Source organism: Nonomuraea sp. NPDC050663 (assembly GCF_044456985.1).
Classification (GTDB): domain Bacteria; phylum Actinomycetota; class Actinomycetes; order Streptosporangiales; family Streptosporangiaceae; genus Nonomuraea.
The window spans coordinates 1-20,039 of record NZ_JBITGL010000031.1 but is presented as its reverse complement, the minus strand read 5'-3'; the positions used below and the strand labels follow the sequence as shown (position 1 = coordinate 20,039).

Below are 20,039 nucleotides of genomic sequence, written 5' to 3'. Positions count from 1 at the left end.
CTGTCCTACCGGAAAAAGCTACACCTTTACGGCGTGGCAGGGCTTTCCGGAGAAGGGAGCAGATGCCCGTCGGCCAGACCCTCGAAACCCAGCCGGATCAACGACTGGCCGAGCGCGGCGCTCTCGCGCAGGGTGGCCTCCAGCAGGACCAGGGAGCGGAACGACCTGCCGTACTCCCGCTGATCGGCCAGCGGGAGGCGGGGCAGGCGCGTGCGGCGGGCGTCGAACCGGCTGGATCCCGCGGTGGGCCTGCTGGATCCGGCCGCCCGCAGGAAGCCGGCCAGGAAGTCGGGGTCGAGCCGCGCGGGGTCGGGGCGGTAGAGCGTCAGGTGCGGGCCCAGCGCGACGCCGGAGAAGCCGACGACCCTGACGCTGGAGTAGGAGGCCACGACGTCGCCTGGCTCGACCATGACCAGCTCCTGGCCGGCGTCGGCCCGCCCGGAGGGCGCGGCGCCGTGGAGCATGTCGTCGCCGGTGAGCACGGGCACCTCGCCGCCGTTGAGCACCATGCGGGCGGGCGCCTGAAGGATCGTGAGCAGACCGGCCCTGGACAGGTCGCCGACGGTCGTGGTGGCGTGGCCGGCCGGCTGGTCGAGCACCTTGAGGTCGGGCGGCGAGGCGGCGACGGCCAGGAAACGTTCGCGCGTCTCGGCGAAGAGCCTGCCCAGGTCGTCGCGGCGCTGGTGGAGCGCGGGCGTCAGGTCGACGTCGTCGGTCAGCAGGTCGATGATGCGCACCCCTGGACCGTCGAGGCTCACCTCCGCCAGGTCGGGACCGGCCTCGACCAGGGCGATCTCCGACGGCGGGCGCTCGCCCTGCAGGGGCCGGCGCAGGATCCACAGATCGGAGGCGCCCACGTTGACCACGGCGCGGATCGCGCCGGCGCGGAGCAGGTTGGCGCGGATGCGGCGCCCGGCCTTGCGGGAGGCCGCGGCGGGCGGCATGACGACGGCGACCGAGCCGCCCGGCCTGACGCGGGCCAGGCAGTGCTGCACCCAGGCCAGCTCCGGCTCGCCGCGCGGCGGCAGGCCGTACTCCCACCGGGTGTCGGCGGTCAGCTCCTCGTGACCCCAGGAGCGCTCGCCGAAGGGCGGCTCGCACACCACCGCGTCGGCCTGCTCATCGGGGAAGCCGTCGCGACGCAGCGAGTCGCCCGCCACGACGCGGGCAGGGACGCCGGTCAGCGCGAGGCGGGCGGCGCTGATCGCGGCCGAGGTCTCGCTGAGCTCCTGCCCGAGCGCTCTGGACGGCGAGGCCGCCAGCAGGAGCGTGCCCACCCCGCAGGCGGGGTCGAGCACCGTGCCCGTCGTGGCGCCGGCCAGCCGCACCATCAGCGCGGCCAGATCGCCGCGGGTGACCGACAGCTGGCGCGAGTGCGCCTCCAGGTAACGCTCGCAGAGCAGCTCGTAGGCGGCGGCCGGCCCCAGCTCGGCGGCCATTTCGGTGACCAGCGCGGCCACGTCCGGCTCCAGAGAGTGATCTTCACCGGTCAGCAGGGCACCGGCCTGGGCGACCAGTTCGGCCAGTCGCAAATCTCCTGCCGCTTTCAGGCGTTGCCACACCCGATCAGCGGTCGATACCTGGTAGGACTTGCCGTAGCGGCGTAGCCACGCCTCCACCTGGCGCAGCGAGAAGAGGGGCTGGCTGGTCGTGCCGTCGATGGGCTGGGGAAAATCGTCATGACGACGACGCCAGTTGCTGACCGCGGCCCGCCCGACGCCGGCGAGCCGGGCGATGTCGCCGGCGTTGACGGTCGGGTCGTGGCTCATGGAAGTACGGTAGCACGCTTGTGAAGTCTTTCAACCAATGATTTACTGGTGTCTATGAAGCACAACATCCGCTATGCCGCGGGATCAGACGTCGGCCGCCGCAGAGAGCAGAACGAGGACGCGGGCTACGCGAGCGCGCGCCTGCTCGCGGTGGCGGATGGCATGGGTGGACACGCGGCGGGGGAGCTGGCCAGCTCGGCCGCGATCGCGGTGATGCGCGAGCTCGACACGAAGCTGCCCGAGACCGGCGCCGACCTGGAGGCCGCGCTGGAGGGCGCGGTGGCCGAGGCGGGGCGCCGCCTGGTCGAGCTGGCGGAGATCGACCCGGCCCGCAGGGGCATGGGCACGACCGTGACCGCCATGTTGTGGGACGGATACTCCTTCTCGCTGGCGCACCTCGGCGACTCGCGTGGCTACCTGCTGCGCGACGGCGCGCTCTACCAGATGACCAAGGATCACACGCTGGTCCAGTCGATGGTCGACGAGGGACGGATCACCGAGGACCAGGCCGCGGTTCACCCGCGCCGCTCGATGGTGCTCCGCGTGCTCGGCAGCGAGGGCAGGGCGGATCCCGACATGGCGCTGCGCGAAGCCCAGCTCGGCGATCGTTACCTCCTGTGTTCCGACGGCCTCACCAACGTGCTCGGCCCTGAGACCCTGCACGAGGTGCTGACCACGCTGGCAGACCCGGCCGCCGCCGTCCAGCGGTTGATCGATCTGGCGAACGAGGGAGGTTCGCCCGACAACGTCACCGTGGTCGTCGCCGATGTGGTCAGCCCCGGCGAAGGGGATGAGATGGTCTACCGCGTGGGGGCGGGGGCCTAACCTCTGGAGTGCTATTTCACCTCATAGGTTGACAACTTCCGGATGTCTGGCGCGGTCCGCCGATACGGCAATTACAGTCCATCGGTAGCCGCCTCGTTCTCTGTGGAGGAGTCGTCCTGGATCCGATCGGTGAAGATCTCCTGGAAGCGGTACGCCCTGAACTCGGCTATCGGGAGAAGGGCGGCCAGTACACGAAATACGGTGAGTGGTACGCGGATCGGCTCAACGACTCCCAGTACCGCAACGCGCCCTGGTGCGACATGTTCCTCGCCTGGGCGGCGGAGAAGGCGGGCGTCGAGGACTTCGTGGGCCAGTTCGCCTGGACCCCCTCTCATGCCGCCTGGTTCATCAAACACGGCGCGTGGTCGACGACCCCCGAGCCCGGAGCGCTGGTCTTCTTCGACTGGAGCGGCGGCAAGAGCTACAAGGGCATCGACCACGTGGGCATCGTCGAGCGCGTCGACGGCAAGAAGATCCACACCATCGAGGCCAACGTCGACCGGGTCTGGCTCAAGCGCAAGGTCCGCACCGGCGACAAGATCGTCGGATACGGCTTACCGAGCAAGGTGCAGACCGCGCTGAAGGTCACGCCCGAGCCGATGCAGGGCAAACCCGAGTCCGTCACGGTCCTGGCCGAGCGCGAGGAACCCGCCGACCGCCCGTTCGACGGCCCGATCATCCCCATCACCATCCTGCTGGGCATGGTGCTGAGCATCGTGGTTGGAGCGCTCCACCTCACCGGACGCCGCCGCGGCACCCACCGGTTCCTCGCCCGCGAGGCCCCGCAGCCGGTTCGATTGCACCCCTATTCGAAGCGTGAGAAGGCCGGAGCTGGGAAATAGTAGGACGTCCTAGTATCTTTCGTCTTGGCACCTCACGAAGGAGTGACAGGACGTGCACGTACCGGCCCACCCCGTACGGTTCGTGACCGCAGCGGCATTGTTCGACGGCCACGACGCCGCGATCAACATCATGCGGCGCATCCTCCAGACGCAAGGCGCCGAGGTCGTGCACCTCGGCCACAACCGATCCGTCGACGAGATCGTCACCGCCGCCATCCAGGAGGACGTGCAGGGCGTGGCGATCAGCTCCTACCAGGGCGGTCACGTCGAATTCTTCAAGTACCTCGTCGACCTGCTGCGCGAGCGCGGGGCCGGGCACGTCAAGGTGTACGGCGGAGGCGGCGGGGTCATCGTGCCCGACGAGATCGCCGACCTGCAGGGCTACGGCGTGACCCGGATCTTCTCGCCCGAGGACGGGCAGAAGCTGGGACTGCCCGGGATGATCAACCAGCTGATCGCCGAGTGCGACCAGGAACCGGGACAGGCGCCCACGGTGGAGGCCGTGCTCTCGGGCGACCAGCCGGCGCTGGCGCGCGCGATCACGCTCATCGAGTCGGGGCGCGCGCCAGAGGAGCTCCTCGCGGGCATCCGCGCGGCCGGGACCGGGACCGCCCAGGATGAGACGCCCCGCCACCTGGCCCCCATCCTCGGCATCACCGGCACCGGCGGCTCCGGCAAGTCCTCACTCACCGACGAGCTGCTGCGCCGCTTCCGCCTCGACCACGACGACAAGCTGCGCATCGCCGTCATCGCCATCGACCCCACCCGCCGCAAGGGCGGCGGCGCGCTGCTCGGCGACCGCATCCGCATGAACGCCCTCGGCGCCCAGACGTACTTCCGGTCCCTGGCCACCAGGGGCGCCGCCGCCGAGGTGCCCGCCCACCTCGACGACGTCATCGCCGCCTGCCGGGCCGCCGGCTACGACCTGATCATCGTCGAGACCCCCGGCATCGGTCAGGGCGACGCCGGGATCGTGCCGCACGTCGACGTGCCGATCTACGTCATGACGCCCGAGTTCGGCGCGGCCTCCCAGCTGGAGAAGATCGACATGCTCGACTTCGCCGAGGCCGTGGTCATCAACAAGTACGAGCGCCGCGGAGCCGAGGACGCCCTGCGCGACGTGCGCCGCCAGCTCGTGCGCAACCGGGCCGCGTTCGGCGTCTCGCCCGACGACATGCCCGTCTTCGGCACCATCGCCGCCCGCTACAACGACGCCGGCGTCACCGCCCTCTACCAGCACCTGCGCGGCCTGCTGACCGACAAGGGCCTGCCCGCCGGGCCCGGCCTGCTGCCGAAAGTCTCCGGCCGCACCTCGCAGACGGCCGCCGCGATCGTCCCGCCCAAGCGGGTGCGCTACCTGGCCGAGATCGCCGAGACGGTGCGCGACTACCACGCCGAGACCGAGCGCCAGGTCGAGATCGCCCGCCGCCGCCAGCAGCTGACCGCCGTCCGCGCCCTGCTCGACGCGCCCGAAGGCAAGCTCGACGAGCTCCTGCGGCGGGCCGAGGGCGAGCTGAGCGAGGAGAGCAGGAGCCTGCTGGAGGAGTGGCCGAGCCTGCGGGAGCAGTACACGGCCGACGAGCTGGTCGTGAAGGTGCGCGACAAGGAGATCCACACCCCGCTGTGGCGCGAGACGCTGAGCGGCAACCGCATCCCGCGCGTCGCCGTACCCCGGTACCAGGACCACGGCGAGCTGCTGGCATTCCTGCGGCGCGAGAACCTGCCCGGACGCTTCCCCTTCACCGCGGGCGTCTTCCCCTTCAAGCGCGACGACGAGGACCCCACCCGCATGTTCGCGGGCGAGGGCGACCCGTTCCGCACCAACCGCCGCTTCAAGCTCCTGTCGGAGGGCCAGCCGGCCACCAGGCTCTCGACCGCCTTCGACTCGGTGACCCTCTACGGCAACGACCCGGCGCTGCGCCCCGACATCTACGGCAAGGTCGGCACCTCGGGCGTCTCCATCGCCACGCTCGACGACATGAAGGTGCTCTACGACGGCTTCGACCTGAGCGCGCCGAACACGTCGGTGTCGATGACGATCAACGGTCCCGCCCCGACGATCCTGGCGTTCTACCTCAACGCCGCCGTCGACCAGGCGGTCGAGCGTTTCACCGCCGAGCACGGCCGCGTGCCGTCCGCCGAGGAGCACCAGGAGCTGAGGGCCAGGACCCTCTCCACCGTGCGGGGGACGGTCCAGGCCGACATCCTCAAGGAGGACCAGGGCCAGAACACCTGCATCTTCTCCACGGAGTTCAGCCTGCGCATGATGGCCGACATCCAGGAGTGGTTCGTCAGGCAGCGGGTGCGCAACTTCTACTCCGTCTCGATCTCCGGCTACCACATCGCCGAGGCCGGGGCCAATCCCATCAGCCAGCTGGCCTTCACGCTGGCCAACGGTTTCACCTACGTCGAGGCCTACCTGGCCAGGGGCATGCGGGTCGACGACTTCGCGCCCAACCTGTCGTTCTTCTTCTCCAACGGCATGGACCCCGAATACAGCGTGCTGGGCCGGGTGGCCAGGCGCATCTGGGCCGTCGCGATGCGCGAGAGGTACGGCGCGGGCGAGCGGTCGCAGAAGCTGAAGTACCACATCCAGACGAGCGGGCGGTCGCTGCACGCCCAGGAGATGAACTTCAACGACATCAGGACCACCCTCCAGGCCCTGATCGCGATCTACGACAACTGCAACAGCCTGCACACCAACGCCTACGACGAGGCGGTGACGACCCCGAGCGCCGAGTCCGTACGGCGGGCCATGGCGATCCAGCTGATCATCAACCGGGAGTGGGGCCTGGCGCGCAACGAGAACCCGCTCCAGGGCGCCTTCGTCATCGACGAGCTCACCGACCTGGTCGAGGAGGCGGTGCTGAAGGAGTTCGAGCGCCTGTCGGACCGGGGCGGCGTGCTGGGCGCGATGGAGACCGGCTACCAGCGCGGCAAGATCCAGGACGAGTCGATGCTCTACGAGACGCGCAAGCACGACGGCTCGCTGCCGATCATCGGCGTGAACACCTTCCGCGGCCCCGACGAGGCGCCGCAGAAGAAGCTGGAGCTGGCGCGCGGCACCGAGGACGAGAAGCAGTCGCAGCTGCGGCGGCTGGAGGCCTTCCACGAGCGCAACCGGGCCGAGGCGCCGCAGGCGCTGCGGCGGCTGCGCGAGGCGGCGATGTCCGACGGCAACGCCTTCGAGGTGCTGATGGACGTGGCCAGGGTCTGCTCGCTGGGGCAGATCACCGACGCGTTGTTCGAGGCGGGCGGACAATACCGGCGTAACGTCTGAGGCGGCAGGGTATCCCCCGGAAATGGGGGATATCTTTGCGCGCCTGCCCGAGCTGGGTGACGGACTGGCTGAGCTCTACAAGGACCTGCACACCCACCCCGAGCTGTCGTTCGCCGAACACCGCACCGCCGGGGTGGTCGCCGAACGGCTGCGCGCACTCGGCCTGGAGGTGACCGAGGGCGTCGGGCGCACGGGAGTGGTGGGCCTGCTGCGCAACGGTGCGGGCGCGACCGTGCTGCTGCGCGCCGACTTCGACGCGCTGCCCGTCGAGGAACGCACCGGCCTGCCGTACGCCAGCACGGCCCGCGGCACCGACCCCGACGGCAACGACGTGCCGGTCATGCACGCCTGCGGCCACGACGTGCACGTCACGTGCCTCATCGGCGCGCTCGACCTGCTGGCGGGCGAGCGCGAGAGCTGGTCGGGCACGGTCATGGCGGTCTTCCAGCCGGCCGAGGAACTCGGCTCTGGCGCCCAGGCCATGGTCGACGACCGGCTCTACGAGCGGTTCGGCACCCCAGACGTCGTGCTCGGCCAGCACGTCGCGCCCGCCCCGGCGGGATGGGTCGGCATCCACGCCGGCCCCGCCTTCGCCGGCTCCGACGGGCTCAGGGTCACCCTGTACGGCAAGGGCGGCCACGGCTCCCGGCCCGAGACCACGATCGACCCGGTCGTGATGGCCGCCGCGACGATCATGAGGCTGCAGACCATCGTGTCGCGCGAGGTGGCGGGAGGCGAGACCGCCGTCGTCACCGTGGGCTCCGTCCACGCGGGCACCAAGGAGAACATCATCCCCGACGAGGCGGAGCTCAAGCTCAACGTCCGCAGCTACACCGAGCCCGTCAGGACCAAGGTGCTGGGCGCCATCGAGCGCATCGTCAAGGCCGAGGCGGCGGCCGCCGGAGCGCTCAAGGACCCGGCGATCGAGTCGCTGCACGGCTTCCCGGCGCTTGTCAACGACGCCACGGCCACCGCCAGGGTCGAGGCCGTGCTGAAGGCGACGTTCGGCGAGGACAAGGTGATCGACCCGGGCGCGGTGACCGGCAGCGAGGACGTCGGGGTGTTCGCCACCGCGACCGGCGTGCCGCTCGCGTACTGGCTGCTGGGCGGCATCGACCCGGAGACCTACCTGAAGGCCCTCCAGGCGGGCACGGTCGAGCAGGACATCCCCGCCAACCACTCGCCGCTGTTCGCACCGGTGATCGAGCCGACGCTCAGCACGGGGGTGAAGGCGCTGGTCGCGGTGGCGTTTGAGTGGTTGTCGCCGCACCGCTAGGCTTCCCGCCATGTTTCGGCGTTTGATCCCTTTGGCGGCGCTTGCCGGGCTGGTGGCCGCCTGCGGCGGAACCGGCGAGATGGGCGCGCAGCTCGCCAACGACGGCAACAAGATCCTGGCCGAGGGCGGGTGGACGGATCCGTCCGTCACCAGCAGGGCGGAGGAGTGCAAGGACGGCTGGGCCGTCTATCGCGCCGCGGCGCTCCTGCCGAGCTCCAAGCCCGAGGCCGAGGCGCTCAGCGACGCTCTTGCGACCGTCAACGAGCGGCTGACCAGCGCGGGCTACACCGCCGATCCCGCCAACGAGGAGGCGGGAATGCTCAACGGCGGGGTCAAGCTCGCCTTCTCCAAGCCGAACGTGACCTTCAAGGTCACCGTCACCCGGCCGGGGGAGTCCGGCGTGGGCGTGATGCTGCAGGGCTCCACCGCCTGTTAGCTATCCTGGCAACGTGATCACGACACTGGCGGTGGAGAACTACCGGTCGCTGCGCCGCCTGGTGATCGAGCTCGGCCCCCTCACCGTGGTGACCGGGGCCAACGGCAGCGGCAAGTCCAACCTCTACCGCGCGCTCCGCCTGCTCTCCGACGCCGGGCGCAACGGCGCGGTGGCGGCGCTGGCCCGCGAGGGCGGGCTGGAGTCCACGCTGTGGGCGGGCCCCGAGCAGGGCGCCCGCAGGGGGCGCGCCGTCCAGGGCACGGTGCGCGGCTCGTCCGTCAGCCTGAAGCTCGGCTTCGCCGGCGACGACCTCGGCTACGCCGTCGACTTCGGCCTGCCCGTCGGGGGCGAGGCGTCCTCGGCCTTCAACCTCGATCCGCAGATCAAGAGCGAGGCCGTGTGGGGCGGGCCGATCCTGCGCCCCGCGACCCTGATCGCCGAGCGCCACGGCCCCGTGGCCCGCGTGCGCGGCGACGACGGCTGGGAGCATCTGCCCTACCGGCTGCAGGCCTTCGACAGTGTGCTGGCCGAGGTGGCCGACCTCGATCTGCTGATGATCCGCGAGCGCATCCGCTCCTGGCGGTTCTACGATCACCTGCGCACCGACGCCGACGCCCCGGCGCGGATGGCGCAGATCGGCACCCGCACGCCCGTGCTCGGCCACGACGGCGCCGACCTGGCCGCCGCGCTGCAGACCATCGTCGAGATCGGCGACGCCGAAGCGCTCGACAAGGCCGTCTCCGACGCCTTCCCCGGCAGCGCCGTCCAGGTGGCCCAGATCGGCGGCGGACGGCTGGAACTGCAGCTGCGCCAGCACGGCCTGCTGCGGCCGCTCAGCGGGGCCGAGCTGTCCGACGGCACCCTGCGCTACCTGCTGCTGGTGGCCGCGCTGCTGACCCCGCGCCCTCCGGCCCTGCTGGTGCTCAACGAACCCGAGACGAGCCTCCACCCGGATCTGCTCGACCCGCTGGCCGAGCTGGTGTCCACCGCCGCGGGCAAGACCCAGCTGGTCCTGGTCAGTCATGCCCGGCCGCTGGTGGCGGCGCTGGCCGAGCGTGGCGCGTCGGTCGTCGAGCTGGTCAAGGAGCTGGGCGAGACCCGGGTCGAGGGCTACGGCCCGCTCGACGGCCCGGCTTGGACCTGGCCGAAACGCTGAACGTCGATTTTGGCCCGTTCCAAAAACGTCACCCGCAGAGCGAGCAGTGGGTACGGCGGCGCGCGTGGCGGCGGGCGTGCCCGCGCGGTGCGCCCGAGAGTGAGGCGTCGCTGGTGAGGATGGCCAGCTCCAGCCGCCGCAGATCCGCCGAGGGCTCCAGGCCGAGGTTCTCGGTCAGGTAGCGGCGCCCGTCACGGTAGGCCTGGAGCGCGTCGGCCTGCCGTCCGGCACGGTACAGGGCGATCATCAGCTGGCCGCGGAACCGTTCCTGCAGCGGGTACTCCTTGACCAGCACCGACAGCTCGCCGATCAGGTCGGCGTGCCTGGCCAGGCGCAGGTCGGCGTCGATGCAGTCGCCCAGGGCCGCCAGCCGCTCCTCGTTGAGCCGGGTGGCCTCCTGGTGCAGCAGCGGGGTGTCCTCCAGCCCGTGCAGGGCCGGCCCGCGCCACAGCCGCAGCGCGCTGTGCAGGAGCTGGCTGGCCTCGCTGACCCGCCCGGCCGCCAGGTGGCGCCGGCCGTCGAAGACGAAACGTTCGAAGCGGTGGGCGTCGACGGCTTCGGCGGGCGCGTGCAGGGCGTAGCCCGAGGAGCGTCGGACGATCACCTCGCGGGTGCCCAGGATGCGTCGAAGACGATGTAACTGCAGGCGCAGCCGGGTGCTGCCGAGCTCGCCCGCCTCCGGTCCCCAGAGGGCGTCGATGAGCACGTCGGTGTGGACGACCGTGCCCGCGCGGCACAGCAGGAGCGCCAGGAGCGCCTGCTGCTTGACCGACCGCACCGGCAGTTGGGAATCGCCGTCTATGACTTCGAGAGCACCCAATATTCCGAATCGCACGGCTCGCTCCTGGATCCTCACAAAGATTTTTGGACTAAAGGAGGATAAAGCCTGCACGGAGAGTGCAGGCGCTGTTCCGGAGAGAAACCGACGGGAAACTGAAGTGAAACTCCCTGATCTCACACTGACTTCATCATTCGCTCCATGTCGGAGATAAATCCATGAAAAAAGGCTATTTGGCGTGGACAGCCCTCCCGATGGTGCTAGGCCTCACATCGGTTCCAGCCACCCATATCTCCCCTAAGCCGAATATCGGGCAAAGCGTCTCGCGCGACGGTCACGACCACGGCGCACCCGACCGGGGGGAGGTCGCCAGGCCCAAGCCGGAGAAGGGCAAGGCGCTGCCCAAGGTGAAGCTCGCCCCCATCGAGGTCACCTCCGGCGCCCAGGCCAGAACCCTGGCCGCGCCCGTCACGAACAAGGTGGGCCTGCGCGCCCTCGTGGTCGCCGTCGACGGGGACGACTGGGGCCTGGCCACCTGGAAGGCGGTCCTGGACCGCGTCGGCATGCCGTACGACGTCGTCCAGACCAGGACCGAGGCGCTGCCCGACCTCCTGCGCGCCGACGGCGCCGGCAAGTACAACGCGATCCTGCTCACCAACAACTCGCTGCTCTACCACGACGGCAGCGGCTTCGTCAGCGGCCTGGACGCCCAGGAATGGAACGCTCTATGGGCCTACGAGCGTGACTTCGCGGTGCGCCAGGTCTCGCTCTACACCGCCTACGGCAGCTTCCCCGAGGACTACTGCCTGCGACCCGGCACCGAGAACGGCAACGCGACCAACGCCACCCTCACCACGCAGGGCGCGCCGGTCTTCGACTACCTCAAGTCGAACGTGTCGATCCCGATCACGCTCTCCTACGTCTACCGCTCCGCCCTGCAGCCGGGCTGCGCCGCCGAGCCGATCCTGCAGTCGGGCAGCGACGTGCTGGGCGTCAAGAGCACCAGCACCGACGGCCGCGAGCGCATGGCGCTGACCTTCACCTCCAACCAGTACCTGCCCCAGGCCGACCTGCTGACCTACGGCCTGCTGCGGTGGGCGACGCGCGGGCTCATGCTCGGCGAGCGCAAGCACTACCTGAACGTGGACGTGGACGACTGGTTCAACTCCACCGACCACCTGCTGGCCGACGGGACGATCTCGCCCACCCCGTTCCGCATCACCCAAGGCGACGCCTCCAGCACGCTCTCCCAGCAGAACGCCTTCCGCTCGGCCAACCCGCTGGCCGCCGGCTTCAAGCTCAACATCGCCTACAACGGCGAGGGCGCCAACCCGAACGGGCTCGTCCTGTGCCTGCTCAACCTGGGCGGCGAGCCCCTGAGCAACTGGTCGAAGTGCAACCAGGGCCAGTTCACGTGGATCAACCACACGATGACCCACCCGAAGATGAACGACACCGACTACACGACCAGCCTCAACGAGATCAACCAGAACCTCACGCGGGCGCAGCAGATGGGCATCCCCGTCGACAGGACCGTCCTGAAGACCGGGGAGTACTCCGGCCTGGGCGTCTACCACCCGGACCCCAACAACGACATCGACCCGCCCACGGACTTCGGCCTCGCCGCCTCCAACCCGAACCTGCTGCAGGCGGCCAAGGCCGCAGGCGTGAAGTACCTGCACGGCAACATGTCGTTCAACAGCCACAAGCCGAGCTGCTTCAACTGCGGCACCTACCACCCGCTGGAGCCGTCGCTGCTGATCGTGCCCGACTGGCCCGTCAACGTCGCCTACCACGTCACCAACCAGGCGGAGGAGACGACGTTCTACAACTCCTACTACGGGCCGCAGGGCAAGTTCCCCTACTGGCCGGTCAACCAGACCTACACCCAGATCGTCGACCACGAGTCGAACGTCGGCCTGCAGCACGTCATGTCGGGCTCGGTCTATTCGCACACCTTCCACCAGGGCAACCTGCGCAACTACGGCGGCAACAAGAACCTGACCTTCGACTGGATCAACGCCGTCGTCAACAAGTACAAGTCGTACTACAACGTCCCGCTCGTCACGCCGAACTGGGGCGGCCTGGCCGGCTACGTCGCCGGCCGCAACGCCCACTTCTCGGCCCTCACCGCCGGCGCCGACGCCGTCTACGACCGTACGGCCGGCACGATCACCTTCACCTCGCCCGCCAACGGCTCGGTGCTGGCCACCAACGCCGGAGGCACCGCTTACGGCACCGACAAGACCGCGACCATCGCGCTCACCGCCGGCACACCCGTCACCGTCGTTGCGAGCCCACGCCCGTGACATCGAAGGTCACTCTGGTTTCCGAGGGCACCTACCCGTTCGCCATGGGCGGTGTCAGCGTCTGGATGGACCAGCTCATCCGGGGCATGCCCGACTACACGTGGGACGTCGTGACGCTCACGGTCGACGGCGCCGAGCGCCCGGTCTGGGACCTCCCGGACAACCTCGACCAGGTCATCTCGCTGCCCCTGTGGGTGAGCACCCTCCGGCGCTCTTCTCGAGCGCCGGAGGCGTCCTTCCACACGGCCTACGGGGAGTTCCTGAGGATGATCCTCACCCCGGCCGTCATGGGGGAGGGCAGCCGGCAGTTCATCGGCGTGCTCGAGGAGCTGTCGGGCTTCCCCGACCTGCTCGGCGCGATCACCAGCACCGAGGCGCTGACCCAGCTGATGGACTGCTGGTACTGGAACCGGCTCGACGGCATCAACCTGGCCGACGCCATCACCGCCGCCAACCTGCTGGGTCACATGCTGCGCCCGCTGGCCGCCGAGCCGATCAGGACCGACCTGACACACGTGGCCATGAACGGGCTGAGCATGCTGGTGGCGATGGCCGCCAAGTGGAGGTACGGCACGCCCATCGTGCTCTCCGAGCACGGCGTCTACCTGCGCGAACGTTACCTGCAGTACCTGACGGAGCCGGTCAGCCACCCCGTGCGCGTCATGCTCCTCAGCTTCTTCCGCCGCCTGGCCGGCGCCTCCTACGCGATCGCCGACCGCATCGCGCCGCACTCCTCCTACAACAAACGCTGGCAGGTGCGCGGCGGCGCGGACCCCTCGCGGATCCACGTCATGTACAACGGCGTCGACCCCATCGACTTCCCGCTGGCCACCGGCGAACCCGACCGGCCGACCCTGGTCTTCATGGGACGCATCGACCCGCTCAAGGACCTGCACACCCTGATCCGCGCCTTCGCGATCATCAGGGAGAAGCTGCCCGACGCCGTGCTCCGCATGTTCGGCGGCACCCCCGAGGGCAACGAGACCTACCATGCGAGCTGCCAGGCCCTCATCGAGGAACTGGACCTGGTGGGCTCCGCCATCCTGGAAGGCAGGGTCACCTCGCCCGTCCACGCCTACCACGCGGGTCACATCGTGATGCTGACCAGCATTTCCGAGGGCTTCCCCTACACCGTCGTGGAGGCCATGGCCTGCGGCAGGGCGACCGTGTGCACCAACGTCGGCGGCGTGGCGGAGGCGGTGGCCGAGGCCGGGATCGTCGTCGCGCCCCGCGACCACGTCGCCGTGGCCGACGCGGCCGTACGGCTGCTGACCGACGCGCCGCTGCGCGCCCGCATGGGCGCCCTGGCCCGCAAGCGTGTCCTGGAACGTTTCACCCTGCAGCAGTCTCTTGACGACTATCGCCAGGTCTACCAGGAGTTACTGTGAGCGATGAACTGGCCGATCAATTACGGCCGAAGCTCGTCCACGCCGTCGAGCCGCTCCAGGTGGCCGCCGCGCTGGAATCCGAGGGCTTCAACGACAAGATCGCCCGTGACCGCTACGGGCACACCGACGTCTTCTCCCTCGCGGAGGAGGTCTACGCCCGGCTGGCCCGGGAGGCGCGACCGCCGGTGGAGGCCGCGCCCCGCCGTCCCCGCATGCTCGCCCAGCTCAGCCACGGCCTGCTGTACGGCATGCCGGGCGCCCTGCTGCCGGCCACCTCGGCGCTGGTCGGCGCCCAGTGGCTGATGCCGGGCCTGGTCCTCACCACCGGAGCCGGCTGGATCCTCGGGGGCTGCATGGCCCGCATGGTGTACGGCAAGCCGGACTCCGCCTGGACGGTCATGGTCTACGGCCTGGTGGCCGGAGCCCTGGCGGCGCTGGCCATCGGGCTGCTGGTCCAGGGCCCTGCGGCGCTGCTGGCGCTCTGCGTCGTGCAGATCACCTTCCAGCTCTGCTCCGGCATGCTGCTCATCCACCACCAGGAGGCGCTGCTGGCCGTCCTGATGGGACCGGGAGTCGTCGCGGGCGTCACCTATCTCGTCATCGGCACGCCGTTCGCCGCGATCGTGGCGGTCGTCGTCGGCACCCTGTGCATCGCGGGCGTCACGGGAGCGGCCCTCGTGCTCACCTCACGGCAACGCGCGCCGCTGGCCGTACCCAGGGGTCTGCTCCTCGGTCTTCTCCACAGCCTGCTGACCGCGCTCTTCCTGCTCCAGGCCGAGGCCCGCTACGTGGTGGGCCGACCCGACATCGCCGTCGCCGGCGCCGGGCTGGTGCTCGGCATGGGGGTGCTGGAGTTCCGCGCCCACTGCTTCGAGACCGACGTCCGCTCGGTGATCAGGCAGGTGTGCTATCCGGCCGAGTTCACCCGCAACGGCCATCGGCTGCTGCTCGCCGGGCTGGGCATCTGCCTGGCGGTCCTGGCCGTGTTGTCGGCGCCTCCGCTGCTGCTGGTCTCGATCACGGCCGAGGGCGCGGTCATGGCCCTGGCGCACGTCGTGCTCGGCGGCGCCTACTTCCTCGCCTTCCTGCTGGCCAACCAGGGCAGAGTCGTCGAACTCTGCCTGGCGCAGGGGGCGGCCCTGCTCATCCATCCAGGCCTGCGGCTGGTCGCCCCCGTCCCGGTGCTCTCGGACACCCTGCTCTTCCTGGCCGCCTGCCTGCTCTTCCTCTGTCTTCTGCTCGTCCTGATGGCCGCCCGCCTCAGGGACGTGTGGGCCTACCGATAGGAGCATTCTCATGCACGTCGTCATCCTCGCCGGTGGCAAGGGGGTGCGCCTGCGCCCCTACACCTCCGCCCTGCCCAAGCCACTCGTGCCGATCGGGGAGGAGTACGCCATTCTCGACATCATCCTGCGGCAGCTCGTCTCCCAGGGCTTCACCAGCGCCACCCTGGCCGTGGGCCACCTCAGCCCGCTGATCAGGGCCTTCGTCGGCGACGGCTCACGATGGGGGCTCCAGGTCGACTACACCGAGGAGGTCAAGCCGCTGTCCACCATCGGGCCGCTGTTCTCCATCCGCGACCGGCTGCCCGAGCACTTCCTCGTCATGAACGGGGACGTGCTGACCACCCTCAACTACGCCTCGCTGCTGACCTCGCACGGGCTCAGCGGAGCCCCGCTGACCGTGGCCACCGCGCCGCGCGTCGTCAAGATCGACTTCGGGGTGCTGGAGGCGGGATCCGGATTCATCACCGGATTCCGGGAGAAGCCGCTGCTGTCCTACCTGGTCAGCATGGGCGTCTACGCGCTGTCGCGCAGCGCCATCGACGACTACCCCGAGGGCATGTCGTTCGGCTTCGACGAACTGGTGCTCGACCTGCTGGCCAGGCAGAGCCCGCCGGCCGTCTTCGAGTTCGACGGCTACTGGCTCGACATCGGGCGGCCCGACGACTACGACGAGGCCAACGCGCGCTTCGAGGAGTACCGGGCGCTGCTGCTGCCGCCGGAGAAGGAGCCGGTGGCATGAGCGAGACCTCGGGGGGCCCGCGCCGGGTGCTGCTCTTCGGCGCCTCCGGCTTCATCGGCCGCTGGGTACGCGCCCAGCTCGACGGCGACCCGCGCGTGTCCGAGCTGCACTGCCCGGGCCGCGCCCGGCTCGACCTGCTCACCGCCGGCGCCGCCGAGGTCGCCGACCTGCTGGCCGAGACCCGCCCCGACCTGATCCTCAACTGCATGGGCAAGCTCACCGGACCGCCCGACGTGCTGATGCGCGCCAACGCCGGCGTCGTCGCCCTGCTCCTGCGGACCATGGCCGAGATCGCGCCGTCCGCCCGCCTGGTACGGCTCGGCTCGGCCGCCGAATACGGCGCCAGCGTGCCCGGCTACACCATCCAGGAGGACGACGCCACCCTGCCGCTCAGCGACTACGGCGTCAGCCACCTCGCCGGAACCGGCCTGGTGCGCAACAGCCCGCTCGACGCCGTGTCGCTGCGCGTCTTCAACCCCGTCGGCCCCGGCACCTCCGACGCCAGCGTCCTGGGCCGGGCCGCCGACCTCCTGCGGGAGGCCGTCGCCACCGGCGCCTCCTCGATCACCCTCGGATCGCTGGCCGCCATGCGCGACTTCGTCGACGTCAGGGACGTCGCCGACGCCGTCGTGGCCGCCGCCTTCGCCCCCTCCATGCCCGAGCGGATCTTCAACGTGGGCAGCGGCCAGGCCCTCCCGGTCAGGGTGCCGGTGGCGCTGCTCGCCCGCGAACACGGCTTCCACGGCGACATCCACGAGAGCGAGCCCAGCTCGGCCCGCTCCGCCGCCGTGCAATGGAGCCAGGCCGACATCGGCCGCGCCCGCCGTCTCCTCGGCTGGGAGCCGAAACGCACGCTCGAGACCTCCGTCCGTGACATGACACAGCTAGGGAGCACGATCAATGCCTAAGACCGTCGCCGTCGTCGGCATGGGGTACGTGGGCCTCACGCTCACCGCCGCCATGGCCCGCAACGGCTACACCGTGTACGGCGTGGACGCCAACCCGTCGGTTGTGGAGGCGCTGTCCAACGGGCGCATCCACGTGTTCGAGCCCGGCGTGGCCGAGGTGTTCGCCGAGCACCTCGGCACCCGGATCCACGTCGGCGCAACCATCCCGGACCAGCCGCTGGACGCCGCCATCCTGGCCGTCTCCACCCCCGTCGTGAACCAGACGCCCGACCTGTCGAACCTGGAAGCGGCCGCCGCCCACGTGGCCGAGCGGTGCCGCCCCGACACCCTCGTGGTCGTACGGAGCACCGTGCCGGTCGGCACCAGCCGTACGGTCGTCCTGCCCCGCCTGTGGCCGGACGCCCGGCTGATCATGGCGCCCGAGCGGACCATCCAGGGCCAGGCCCTGCGCGAACTCGTGGAACTGCCCCAGGTCATCGGCGGGCTCGACAGCCCCAGCCTGGCCGCCGGCATCGACCTGTTCGAAGGGCTGGCCGACCAGATCGTTCCGGTGTCGAGCCTGGAGGCGGCCGAACTGGTCAAACTCTCCAACAACTGCCACACCGACCTGATCTACGCCTACGGCAACGAGGTCGCGCTCATCGCCGAGCAGCACGGGCTCGACCCCCTGGAGGTCATCGCCGCCACCAACCTCGACTACCCGCGGCCCGACCTGGCCAAGCCCGGTTACGTGGGCGGCGGCTGCCTGTCGAAGGACCCGTACATCATGCTCGCCAGCGGCGCCTCCTCGCTCGTGCGCTCCGCCCGCGAGCTCAACGAGCGCCTGCCCGCCCACGTCGCCTCCCGCATGGTCGACCTCATCCGCGAGGAGTTCGGCACCTGCGAAGGCATCCGCCTGTCGGTGCTCGGCTGGGCCTACAAGGGCTGGCCCGCCACCGACGACATGCGCGGCACCCCCATCGAGGTGATGATGCCGATCTTCCAGGTCGCCGGGCTGATCGTCCAAGGCCATGACCCGCTCGTGCCGGAGGAGGTGATCAGGCAGTACGGCGGGCAGCCGATGAGCCTCGACAAGGCCGTCTCCTCCGCCGACGCGCTGCTCGTGATCAACGACCACCCCGACTACCGCGAACTCTCCATCGAGGAAGCGCAGGCCAAGGTGGTCTTCGACTCCTGGCGCATCCTCGACGAGGAGACCGTGCTGGAGCGGGGCGCCCGCTACGCCGGGATCGGATACGCCCGATGAGGGCCCTGCTGCTGGGCGGCGCCGGCTTCATCGGCCTGCACCTGGCCCGCCGACTCCTCGCCGACGGCCACTCCGTCACCATCGTCGACGACTTCTCGCGCGGCAAGCACGACTTCGGCGACCTCGGCGACGTGCGCTCCCTCGACCTGACCCTGGCGACCTCCTACGCCTCCCTGGACAAGGACGGCTGGGACCAGATCTACATGCTGGCCGCCATCGTCGGCGTCAGGAACGTCGAAGCCGACCCGGGCCGCGTCCTGCGCGTCAACTCCCTGGCCCTGCTCCACCTGCTCGACTGGATCAAGCCGGGGCAGCGCCTGTTCTTCGCCTCCACCAGCGAGGCCTACGCCGGAGGCGTCTCGGCGGGGCTCGTCCCCGTGCCCACCCCGGAAACGGTCCCGCTCCTCATCGAGGACGTCGGCTCGCCGCGCTACAGCTACGCCATCAGCAAGGCGCTCGGCGAAGCCGCCGTCCTCCACAGCCCGGCCGCCGCCGTCGTCGGACGCTTCCACAACGTCTACGGGCCCCGCATGGGCGCCGACCACGTCATCCCCGAACTGTCCCTGCGCGCCCTGCGCGGCGAGGACCCCTTCCGCCTCTACGGCTCCGACCAGTCACGCGCCTTCTGCTACGTCGACGACGCCGTCGAAGCCATGGTCAGGCTCATGGACGCCGACTTCACCGGCATCGTCCACATCGGCAACCCGGACGAGACCAACATCGGCGACCTGGCCAAACTCGTGCTCCGCGTCGCCGGAGCCTCACCCCAGATCGACCCCGTCCCCGCCCCGCCCGGCTCCGTCGCCCGCCGATGCCCCGACATCACCCTCCTCCAGCAGGTCACCGGCTTCACTCCCCAGATCTCCCTGGAAGAAGGCGTACGCCGCACCTTCGCCTGGTACCAGGAGCAGCTGTGAGGAAGCCGATCTGCTTCTACTACGGCGACAAGGAGCTGGAGCGGCTGTCCCGCTTCGAGAAGGTCGTCCTCCAGGCCGACTTCTACTCCCCGTCGGAACTGGCCGAGCTGCGCTCACGCGGCGTCCACACCCTCGGCTACCTGTCGCTGTCCGAGGACGTCGGCCCCGCCGCCCCATGGCAGCGCACCGAACGCAACCCCGACTGGGGCGGCGCCTTCGTCCACGTCGGCGACCCCGGCTGGATGGCCCACGTCGTCGACCAGGCCCGCCACGCCGTCGCCGGCGGATTCGCCGGACTCTTCCTCGACACCCTCAACCTCGAGCAGACCTTCCCCGAGGACCTTCCCCACCTGCTCACCCTCATCGCCGCCATCAGAGAGGAGGCCCGACCCGACTACCTGCTCGCCAACCGCGGCTTCGCCCTGCTGCCGCAACTGGCCTCGCTGGTGGACGGGATCCTGTTCGAGTCGTTCTCGGCTCGATGGGTGGACACCGAGCACTACGCGCCATGGCCGGACGACGTGCTCGCCTTCCACGGACAGGTGGCGGAGCAGCTGCTGGAGTACGACCTGGACCTTTACGCGCTCGACTATGCGGACGGGCGGGAACTGACGGACTTCGCCTATCGGCGGGCGCGGGAGTTCGGCATGCTGTGCTTCGTCAGCGATCGAGCCCTGTCCCGCATCTGACGTCGCTTGGGCCTCGCTGGTCTTGCGCCTTCGGCGCTTGGGGGGTCGGGCTGTGCCCAGTGGGGGGGGGGGGGGGGGGGCCCCCCCCCCCCCCCCCCCCCCCGGGCCGGGGGGGGCCCCGGGGCCCCCCCCGGGGGGCCCCCCCCGCCCCGGGGGGGCGGCCGCCAAACGGGTGGGGGGGGCCGGGGCCCGCCC

Annotated in this window: 16 protein-coding genes; 14 read left to right on the top strand and 2 right to left on the bottom strand. The window is 70.3% G+C overall.

What is annotated here, in order from left to right; all coding sequences use genetic code 11:
- Positions 1 to 26 precede the first annotated feature (26 nt).
- Positions 27 to 1,769: an N-6 DNA methylase gene (locus ACIBH1_RS47490; protein ID WP_397320740.1), complete on the bottom strand. Its 1,743-nt coding sequence runs from the start codon at positions 1,767 to 1,769 to the stop codon at positions 27 to 29.
- A 54-nt stretch (positions 1,770 to 1,823) separates the two neighbouring features.
- Here ACIBH1_RS47490 and ACIBH1_RS47485 point away from each other — a divergent pair, with 54 nt between their 5' ends.
- The 6 genes from ACIBH1_RS47485 to ACIBH1_RS47460 all read left to right on the top strand — a co-directional run bounded on the left by ACIBH1_RS47485 (position 1,824) and on the right by ACIBH1_RS47460 (position 9,584).
- On the top strand, positions 1,824 to 2,594 hold the full coding sequence (locus ACIBH1_RS47485; RefSeq protein WP_397320739.1) for a PP2C family protein-serine/threonine phosphatase: 771 nt from the start codon (positions 1,824 to 1,826) through the stop codon (positions 2,592 to 2,594).
- Between the two features lie 62 nt (positions 2,595 to 2,656).
- Complete coding sequence (locus tag ACIBH1_RS47480; protein ID WP_397320779.1) at positions 2,657 to 3,436, top strand: CHAP domain-containing protein; 780 nt, start codon at positions 2,657 to 2,659, stop codon at positions 3,434 to 3,436.
- A 52-nt stretch (positions 3,437 to 3,488) separates the two neighbouring features.
- On the top strand, positions 3,489 to 6,716 hold the full coding sequence (gene icmF, locus ACIBH1_RS47475) for a fused isobutyryl-CoA mutase/GTPase IcmF (protein WP_397320738.1): 3,228 nt from the start codon (positions 3,489 to 3,491) through the stop codon (positions 6,714 to 6,716).
- A gap of 22 nt (positions 6,717 to 6,738) precedes the next feature.
- Entirely contained in the window at positions 6,739 to 7,992 is a 1,254-nt protein-coding gene (locus tag ACIBH1_RS47470; protein ID WP_397320737.1) for an amidohydrolase, read from the top strand.
- Positions 7,993 to 8,002: 10 nt separating this feature from the next.
- Entirely contained in the window at positions 8,003 to 8,428 is a 426-nt protein-coding gene (locus ACIBH1_RS47465) for a hypothetical protein (RefSeq protein WP_397320736.1), read from the top strand.
- 13 nt (positions 8,429 to 8,441) lie between these two features.
- A complete protein-coding gene (locus tag ACIBH1_RS47460; RefSeq protein ID WP_397320735.1) occupies positions 8,442 to 9,584 on the top strand; it encodes an AAA family ATPase in 1,143 nt (380 codons plus the stop codon).
- A 28-nt stretch (positions 9,585 to 9,612) separates the two neighbouring features.
- On the opposite strand, the gene ACIBH1_RS47455 is transcribed toward ACIBH1_RS47460, so the two are convergent.
- Positions 9,613 to 10,419 carry a BTAD domain-containing putative transcriptional regulator gene (locus ACIBH1_RS47455; protein WP_397320733.1) on the bottom strand — a complete coding sequence of 269 codons (807 nt, stop codon included), beginning with the start codon at positions 10,417 to 10,419 and terminating at the stop codon, positions 9,613 to 9,615.
- Positions 10,420 to 10,769: 350 nt separating this feature from the next.
- Here ACIBH1_RS47455 and ACIBH1_RS47450 point away from each other — a divergent pair, with 350 nt between their 5' ends.
- From ACIBH1_RS47450 to ACIBH1_RS47415, 8 genes are read left to right on the top strand one after another with little or no spacing between them, the layout of a single operon-like run.
- The gene (locus ACIBH1_RS47450) at positions 10,770 to 12,671 is read left to right on the top strand and encodes a hypothetical protein (protein ID WP_397320731.1); all 1,902 of its coding nucleotides are present in this window, start codon (positions 10,770 to 10,772) and stop codon (positions 12,669 to 12,671) included.
- Positions 12,668 to 14,059 carry a GT4 family glycosyltransferase PelF gene (pelF, locus tag ACIBH1_RS47445; protein WP_397320730.1) on the top strand — a complete coding sequence of 464 codons (1,392 nt, stop codon included), beginning with the start codon at positions 12,668 to 12,670 and terminating at the stop codon, positions 14,057 to 14,059. Before ACIBH1_RS47450 ends, pelF begins: the two co-directional genes overlap by 4 nt.
- Positions 14,056 to 15,345: a hypothetical protein gene (locus ACIBH1_RS47440; protein WP_397320728.1), complete on the top strand. Its 1,290-nt coding sequence runs from the start codon at positions 14,056 to 14,058 to the stop codon at positions 15,343 to 15,345. Before pelF ends, ACIBH1_RS47440 begins: the two co-directional genes overlap by 4 nt.
- Positions 15,346 to 15,355: 10 nt before the next feature.
- A complete protein-coding gene (locus tag ACIBH1_RS47435) occupies positions 15,356 to 16,084 on the top strand; it encodes a sugar phosphate nucleotidyltransferase (RefSeq protein ID WP_397320727.1) in 729 nt (242 codons plus the stop codon).
- The gene (locus tag ACIBH1_RS47430; RefSeq protein ID WP_397320726.1) at positions 16,081 to 16,992 is read left to right on the top strand and encodes an NAD-dependent epimerase/dehydratase family protein; all 912 of its coding nucleotides are present in this window, start codon (positions 16,081 to 16,083) and stop codon (positions 16,990 to 16,992) included. Before ACIBH1_RS47435 ends, ACIBH1_RS47430 begins: the two co-directional genes overlap by 4 nt.
- Positions 16,985 to 18,238 carry a nucleotide sugar dehydrogenase gene (locus tag ACIBH1_RS47425; RefSeq protein WP_397320724.1) on the top strand — a complete coding sequence of 418 codons (1,254 nt, stop codon included), beginning with the start codon at positions 16,985 to 16,987 and terminating at the stop codon, positions 18,236 to 18,238. The genes ACIBH1_RS47430 and ACIBH1_RS47425 overlap by 8 nt, the downstream gene beginning before the upstream one ends.
- The gene (locus tag ACIBH1_RS47420) at positions 18,235 to 19,155 is read left to right on the top strand and encodes an NAD-dependent epimerase/dehydratase family protein (RefSeq protein ID WP_397320722.1); all 921 of its coding nucleotides are present in this window, start codon (positions 18,235 to 18,237) and stop codon (positions 19,153 to 19,155) included. Before ACIBH1_RS47425 ends, ACIBH1_RS47420 begins: the two co-directional genes overlap by 4 nt.
- A complete protein-coding gene (locus ACIBH1_RS47415) occupies positions 19,152 to 19,844 on the top strand; it encodes a hypothetical protein (RefSeq protein WP_397320721.1) in 693 nt (230 codons plus the stop codon). The genes ACIBH1_RS47420 and ACIBH1_RS47415 overlap by 4 nt, the downstream gene beginning before the upstream one ends.
- Positions 19,845 to 20,039 lie beyond the last annotated feature (195 nt).

Excerpts from the sequence above, each read along its gene's own strand:
- ACIBH1_RS47425 (WP_397320724.1), top strand. The coding sequence starts at position 16,985 with ATGCCTAAGACCGTCGCCGTCGTCGGCATGGGGTACGTGGGCCTCACG.
- ACIBH1_RS47430 (WP_397320726.1), top strand. The coding sequence starts at position 16,081 with ATGAGCGAGACCTCGGGGGGCCCGCGCCGGGTGCTGCTCTTCGGCGCC.
- ACIBH1_RS47420 (WP_397320722.1), top strand. The coding sequence starts at position 18,235 with ATGAGGGCCCTGCTGCTGGGCGGCGCCGGCTTCATCGGCCTGCACCTG.
- ACIBH1_RS47435 (WP_397320727.1), top strand. The coding sequence starts at position 15,356 with ATGCACGTCGTCATCCTCGCCGGTGGCAAGGGGGTGCGCCTGCGCCCC.
- ACIBH1_RS47465 (WP_397320736.1), top strand. The coding sequence starts at position 8,003 with ATGTTTCGGCGTTTGATCCCTTTGGCGGCGCTTGCCGGGCTGGTGGCC.
- ACIBH1_RS47485 (WP_397320739.1), top strand. The coding sequence starts at position 1,824 with ATGAAGCACAACATCCGCTATGCCGCGGGATCAGACGTCGGCCGCCGC.
- ACIBH1_RS47490 (WP_397320740.1), bottom strand. The coding sequence starts at position 1,769 with ATGAGCCACGACCCGACCGTCAACGCCGGCGACATCGCCCGGCTCGCC.
- ACIBH1_RS47470 (WP_397320737.1), top strand. The coding sequence starts at position 6,739 with ATGGGGGATATCTTTGCGCGCCTGCCCGAGCTGGGTGACGGACTGGCT.